Raw genomic sequence first — 6,046 nt, 5'->3', positions numbered from 1 at the left:
CCCGTACTGGACGTACTTGGGCTTCCGGGCGGTGCGGCGAGCGTGCGTGCCGGGCGTCGCGAGGCAGGCGGGACTTTGCGGACACGGCCTAGCGGCTCACTTGCCGTAGAACGCGTTGTAGATCGAGATCGTCGACTTGTTGCCCTTCTTGTCGGCGATCTTCGCGTGGAACGAAATGGCCTTGCCCTTGGCCGGGTTGGTGACGGTGATCCTGCCGTTGACGACGGGGATCTTCTTCCAGGTCTGGCCGTAGTCGTACGACACCCACACGCCGAGGGACTTGAGGTTGCGGCCGGCGGCGGCGCCCTCGACGGTGACCGGGAAGGTCGCCTTCCGGCCGGCCGCGACGCGGCTGTCGAGGCCGGTCGTGGCGTTGAACCGGGCGGTGGAGAGCGGGAGTTGGGCCATGCCGGCGCCGGAGGGCTTCTTCGAGGAGAAGGTCCAGCTCGCGTCGATCCGGGTGGAGGCGGCGGCCACCTTGACGCTCCGGATGACCGAAGTGGTCAGCTTGTACGAGGCGTTGGCGGCCGGGACCTTGAACGTCCCGTCGCCGAGCAGCGGGTCGTGGTTGGAGCCCACCTTCGTGCCGTTGCGGTACAGGGTCGTGTTGACCGAGGTGAACAGCGACGAGCCCGTGTGCTGCGCGGAGTCGGCGAACAGCGGCACGAACCCGGAGATCTCGTTGCCGTTGCGGTAGACGCCGTAGAAGTCGCCGAGGTGGGGGCCGAAGACCGCCGTGTTGAAGGTCCGGGTGTACGTCCGGCCGGACGTGAAGGTCTCCGGGCTGTTCGAGACGTAGTAGGACTCGGCGATCGGGAAGCCGTCCGGGTCGAGTCCGGCGTCCTGCTCGAAGTCCAGTTCCCACTGGGCGCCGTTGATGGTGGAGACGTGCAGGACACGGGTGCCGGGCAGCGGCTGCGGGCTGCCGATGCCGGAGGCGCCGAAGGAGTCGGGCAGGTAGCCGAAGGCGGTGAGCGCGCCGGTCTTGCCGCTGGCGGCGGCGCCCATGCGGGCCTTCACCGTGGCGAGTTCGCTCGCCTTGTAGTGCTTGGTGAAGCCGGTGGCGAGCTGCTGGACCGTGCCGCCGGTCGTGGTGTCGTACTGCTCGTCGGCGCCCTTGAGGAAGTGCGCGTCCCACTGCTCGGTGAGCGAGCCGTCGGTGATCCGCGGACCGAGGTGCGCGGAGCGGAAGTTGGCGTACGACTCCATGAGCCAGCCGAAGGAGGCACCGTCGTCCGACGTCGTGAGCGAGTAACTCGGCGAAGCGAAGGCCGCCTTGGCGCCGGTGTCCGGCACGGTGATGTCGACGGGCCTGGTGGTGCGGGCGTCGAGCGTGACCGTGGTGTTCCGGTCGATGGTCAGCTTGGGCCGGGCGATCCAGTCGGCACCCTTGGAGAAGTCCTCCGGGTCCACGAAGACGCCGGTGTCGAGGACGTAACCGCCCTTGGGGACACGGACCTTGACGGTGCCGGAGGCGTCGTAGGGAGCGGCGAAGGTTCCCGCGCCGAGGCCGGACAGGCCCGAGACCGTGGCCGTGTAGTACTTGGCGGGGGTGCCGTCACGGTTGATGAACTTCAACGTGAGGTCGTACGACTGGACTTCGCGCACCACGGCCGCGGCCGTACGGACGCTCTGCCCGCCGCCGGTAGCCGTCACGTACGCGGAGTAGGCGCCGTCGAGTGTGCCGCCGAGCTTGGTGTCGACGGTCAGGCCGACCGGAGCCGTGCCGCCCGCCGGTACCGTCACCGAGGTCTTGGCGAGCTTGAAGAAGCCCGAAGGCGCCGCCTGGCCCCTGGGGTTGGTGGCGGCCACCGTGAGCTTGAGGGTGACGGCGGTGGTGCCGAGGTTGCGGTAGGTGACCTGCTTGGTGACCGGGGTGTCGTCGGTGTGCGGCCACTGCTGGACGCCGAAGCTCTCCGACACCGGGTCGGCGATGACGCTCTGCCTGATGGCCTTGTCGACGGCGATCCGGCCCGAACCCTGCTGGAACGGCGTGTAGTTGCCGCCCTTCGCGGAGCCGGTGAGCGCGCCCTTCAGCTCGGCGTAGCCCCAACTCGGGTGCTCCTGCTTGAGGATGGCGGCGGCACCGGCGACGTGCGGGGTCGCCATCGATGTACCCGAGATGGTCAGGTAGCCGGGCGGGTTCTCGCCGACCTCCTTGTCGATGACGCTGCCCGGGGCCGCGGCGGCGGTGATGTCGACGCCCGGCGCGGTGACGTCCGGCTTGATGGCGCCGTCGCCGACTCGCGGGCCGGTGGAGGAGAAGTCGGCGAGCTTGTCGTTGCCGTCGACCGCGCCGACCGTGAGGGCCGCGTCGGCGCTGCCGGGCGAACCGATCGACTCGGGGCCCTCGTTGCCCGCGGCGATCGCGAACAGGATGCCCTTCTCTGCGGAGAGCTTGTCGACCTCCGCCTCCAACGGGTCGATCCCCGGGGTGTCCTGGCCGCCGAGGCTCAGGTTGACGATGTCGGCGCCCTGTTGGGCCGCCCACTCCATGCCGGCGAGGATGCCGGAGTCGTCGCCCGAGCCGTTGTCGTCGAGGACCTTGCCGTTGAGGATCTTCGCGTCGGGTGCGACACCCTTGTACTTGCCGTGCGACTTGGCGCCGGTGCCCGCGGCGATCGAGGCGACGTGCGTGCCGTGCCCGAAGTGGTCGTTCGCGTCGGCGGCGGTGGAGAAGTTCTTGGACTCGATGACCTGGGTCTTCAGGTCGGGGTGGTCGGCGTCGACTCCCGTGTCGAGTACGGCGATCTTGACGCCCTTGCCCGTGTAGCCGGCCGCCCATGCCTTCGGGGCGCCGATCTGCGGGACGGACTTGTCGAGGCTGGCCTTGCGGACGCCGTCGAGCCAGACGTGCGCGATGCCGGACGCCGACCTGTCGCCGTTCGTGACGGCCTTCCACAGCTCGGAGGCGTCCTGCCGCGGGGTCTGGACGGCGTCGGCGTTCAGCGTCTTCAGGGACTGGCGCAGCCTGCCCGCGTCCCGGACGTCGGCCTTGGTCGCGGTGGCCGCGCCCTGGTAGCCGACGATGACCTTCAGGCCGGACTTCTGGGAGGCGCGCTCCGCCGACTTGTTCAGCTCGGTGATGTCGAAGAGCCGCTGGTCGAGCTTGCCGGACGCGATCAGCCGGGCCGCGTCCACGGGTATGACGAGCGTGTGCCCGTCGAGCCTGCGGACCTGAACCGGTATGTGTTCACGGCCCTTTGCCTGCTCCAGACCGGCGACCCGGCCCTTCGCGTCGACGGTGACGCGGTCGCCGGTGATCAGGGTGATGCGATGGCTGCCCTTGAGCCGCGCCTGTGCGGCCCCGAGTTGGGCGGCACAGGCCGCACTCGGTTCGGGCTTCGCCGACGCCGGGCTGGTCATTCCGGCGGCGAGGGCTACGGCGGCGGACGCGGCGACGGTGGCCGCGCACGCTCTCTTCACGTGTCTGCGCAAGGCTCCCCCTGGAGCTGAGGTACCGGGCGAATTCCCCGTTCACCCGGCCGGGGGAAAGCCCGCACACCCGTGCGTGACACCCCCCGGAACACGCAGTATGCCGAGGGGTGATCACCCGCTCAAGAGATGAGAGAAGGGTGAGAAAGCGCATCCGCGAACTGTTACGCCGTCGCCCGGACTCCGTTACGCAGTCGACGGGTGAAGGCTGCGAGAACTCGGCTAAGGGGCCGCCGAGTCACTCGGCCGATCGCCGAACTCCCCCACCGGAAAGGCGAGTTGTCCGGACCTGCTGTCGGGTTCACTTGGACCCGGCGTTCTCCTTCACCGTGATCTTGCCCTTGCGGATGGTCGCGAGCCGCGGGGCCTTCTTCGCGATGGCGGAGTCGTGGGTGACCATGATGAAGGTCAGCCCGTGTTCCTTCCACATGCGCTCCAGTACGTCCATGATCTCGTCGCGCATCGACTCGTCGAGGTTGCCGGTCGGTTCGTCCGCGAGGAGCACCTTGGGCTGCTTGACGAGTGCGCGGGCGATGGCGACGCGCTGCTGCTGCCCTCCGGACATCTCGCCGGGGAGGTGGCCGAGGCGCTCCCCGAGGCCGACCGACTTCAGTGCCTCGGCGGCCCGTTCGCGGCGTTCCTTCGCCTTGGTGCCGAGGGGTACGAGGGCGGTCTCGACGTTCTCCTGGGCGGTGAGGGTCGGGATCAGGTTGAAGGACTGGAACACGAAACCGATGTTCTCGCTGCGGACCCTGGTGAGCTTGGCCTCGGAGAGTTTCGCCAAGTCGGTGCCGTCCAGGACGATTTCGCCCGCGGTGGGGCGGTCGAGGGCGCCGATCATCTGGAGCAGGGTGGACTTGCCGCCGCCGGTCGGGCCCTGGATGACCAGGCGGTCGCCGTCGCCGATGGTGAGGTCGATGCCGTCGAGGGCGTGGACGGTCTCCTTGCCTCGTGAGTAGAGCTTGGTGACGCCTCTTAGTTCGTACATGGTGCAACTCCTGGATGGGTGAAGGGGGTTGGGCGTCGTCAGTCGTCCGCGGGTCCGTCGTGGCCGGTCGCGCGGTTCCCCGCGCCCCGTGAGGGCGGGGTACCGCTGACCACCACGACGGACCCGTACCGGTGCTCGCTACTCGACCCGGCGCAGCGCGTCCGCCGGGCGGAGCCGGGACGCCCGCCAGCCGCCGAAGGCTCCCGCGATCAGGCCGCCGGCCACCGCGAGGCCCACCGCGAGGACGATGGTGGTGGCGTTGACCGGGGCGGTCAGGGCTACGTCGAGGGTCTTGGCCGCGGCCTGCCGGCCGCCGCCGAAGCCGCCACCGCCGCCGGGTCCGCCGCCCGCACGGCCGCCGCCCGTGCTGCCGAGGGAGGCCGAGAGGGTCGGGCTGATCGCGGTGACGACGTACGCGCCCGCCAGGCCGAGCGCGATGCCGAGGACGCCGCCGACCAGGCCGTTGACGATGGCCTCGCCGACCACCTGCCGGGTCACCCGGCCGGACTTCCAGCCGAGCGCCTTCAGCGTGCCGAACTCCCGCACCCGGCGCGAGACCGCCGAGGAGGTGAGCAGGCCGGCGACCAGGAACGCGGCGATCAGGACCGCGATCGACAGCCACTTGCCGACGCTGGTGGCGAGGGAGGAGGCGGTGGACAGGGAGCCGGAGACCGTGTCGGCGAGATCGGCGGACGTGGTGACCGTCGTACCCGAGACATTGCTCGTGATGGTCTTCTTGACGGCCGAGATCTGCTTCGAGTCGGTCGCCTTGACGTAGATCGTGGTGACCTTGTTCGTGTCGCCGCTCAGGGTCTGCGCCTGCTTCAGCGGGACGTACAGGTTGGCCGCCGCGTCACCGCTGGTCGCGGTGGCGATACCGATGACCTTGTACTTGACGCTCTTGATCGTGACGGTCGAACCGACCTTGAGCTTCTTCTCCTTGGCGTACGCCGAGTCGGCGACGACGACCTTCGCGTCGGTCTCCGCGGTGGTGAAGGTACGGCCGCTGGTGATCTTCGAGGAGGTCAGCGGGCCGAGCGCGGGCTTGGTGACGTCCGTGCCGTAGACCGTGTACGCGTTGATGTTGAAGTTGGCGCCACCGCCGGTGACTTGGCCCTGCGGCGCGCCGGTGCCGCCGCCGCGGTTGCCGCCGCCGCCTCCGGTACCGCTCCCCTGGTTCTGCTGGAACTGGCCGCGGGTGAACTGCCCGTCGACCTTGACGACGTTGAGGCTCAGCCCGCCGACGGCGTCGGAGACGCCCTTCTGCCCGGCCACCTTGGTGACGGTGGTGGAGGCCAGCGTGGTGAAGCCCTGCACCATGACACGGTCACTGCTCTGCGTCTTGCTGTCGCCGTTGTTGTTGGCGTCGAACTGGAACCGCGGCTGCTGAGAGCCGCTGGCCGTGGGCGTGGCCGCCTTGGTGACGGTCATGTCCGTACCGAGTCCGTACAGGGACTGGAGGACCTTGTCCTGGGCCTTCCCCATGCCGGAGGACACGGAGTTGACCACGATGACCAGCGCAATGCCCAGTGCGAGGCCGGAGGCGACGACGAGGGCCGCTTTTCTGCGGCGGCGCAACTCGCGCCTCAGGTAGGTGAAGAACATGGCCCGCAAGCTAGGTAC

At 69.4% G+C, this 6,046-nt stretch carries 3 protein-coding genes; all 3 read right to left on the bottom strand.

Features of this window, described 5'->3' with window-relative positions; translation table 11 throughout:
* Window positions 1-96: 96 nt before the first annotated feature.
* The 3 genes from ACIRB1_RS45025 to ACIRB1_RS45015 all read right to left on the bottom strand — a co-directional run bounded on the left by ACIRB1_RS45025 (window position 97) and on the right by ACIRB1_RS45015 (window position 6,028).
* Window positions 97-3,426: a S8 family peptidase gene (locus ACIRB1_RS45025; protein ID WP_403469765.1), complete on the bottom strand. Its 3,330-nt coding sequence runs from the start codon at window positions 3,424-3,426 to the stop codon at window positions 97-99.
* A gap of 310 nt (window positions 3,427-3,736) precedes the next feature.
* Window positions 3,737-4,423: an ABC transporter ATP-binding protein gene (locus ACIRB1_RS45020; protein WP_352185744.1), complete on the bottom strand. Its 687-nt coding sequence runs from the start codon at window positions 4,421-4,423 to the stop codon at window positions 3,737-3,739.
* Window positions 4,424-4,561: 138 nt separating this feature from the next.
* Window positions 4,562-6,028, bottom strand: coding sequence for an ABC transporter permease (locus ACIRB1_RS45015; protein WP_403469764.1), 1,467 nt, complete (start codon window positions 6,026-6,028; stop codon window positions 4,562-4,564).
* Between the last annotated feature and the right edge of the window lie 18 nt (window positions 6,029-6,046).

Origin of the sequence: Streptomyces sp. NPDC096013, from assembly GCF_044763565.1 — a bacterium.
Classification (GTDB): Bacteria; Actinomycetota; Actinomycetes; order Streptomycetales; family Streptomycetaceae; genus Streptomyces.
Note: the sequence above shows the minus strand (reverse complement) of the source record. Positions and strands in the feature narration are given on the sequence as shown.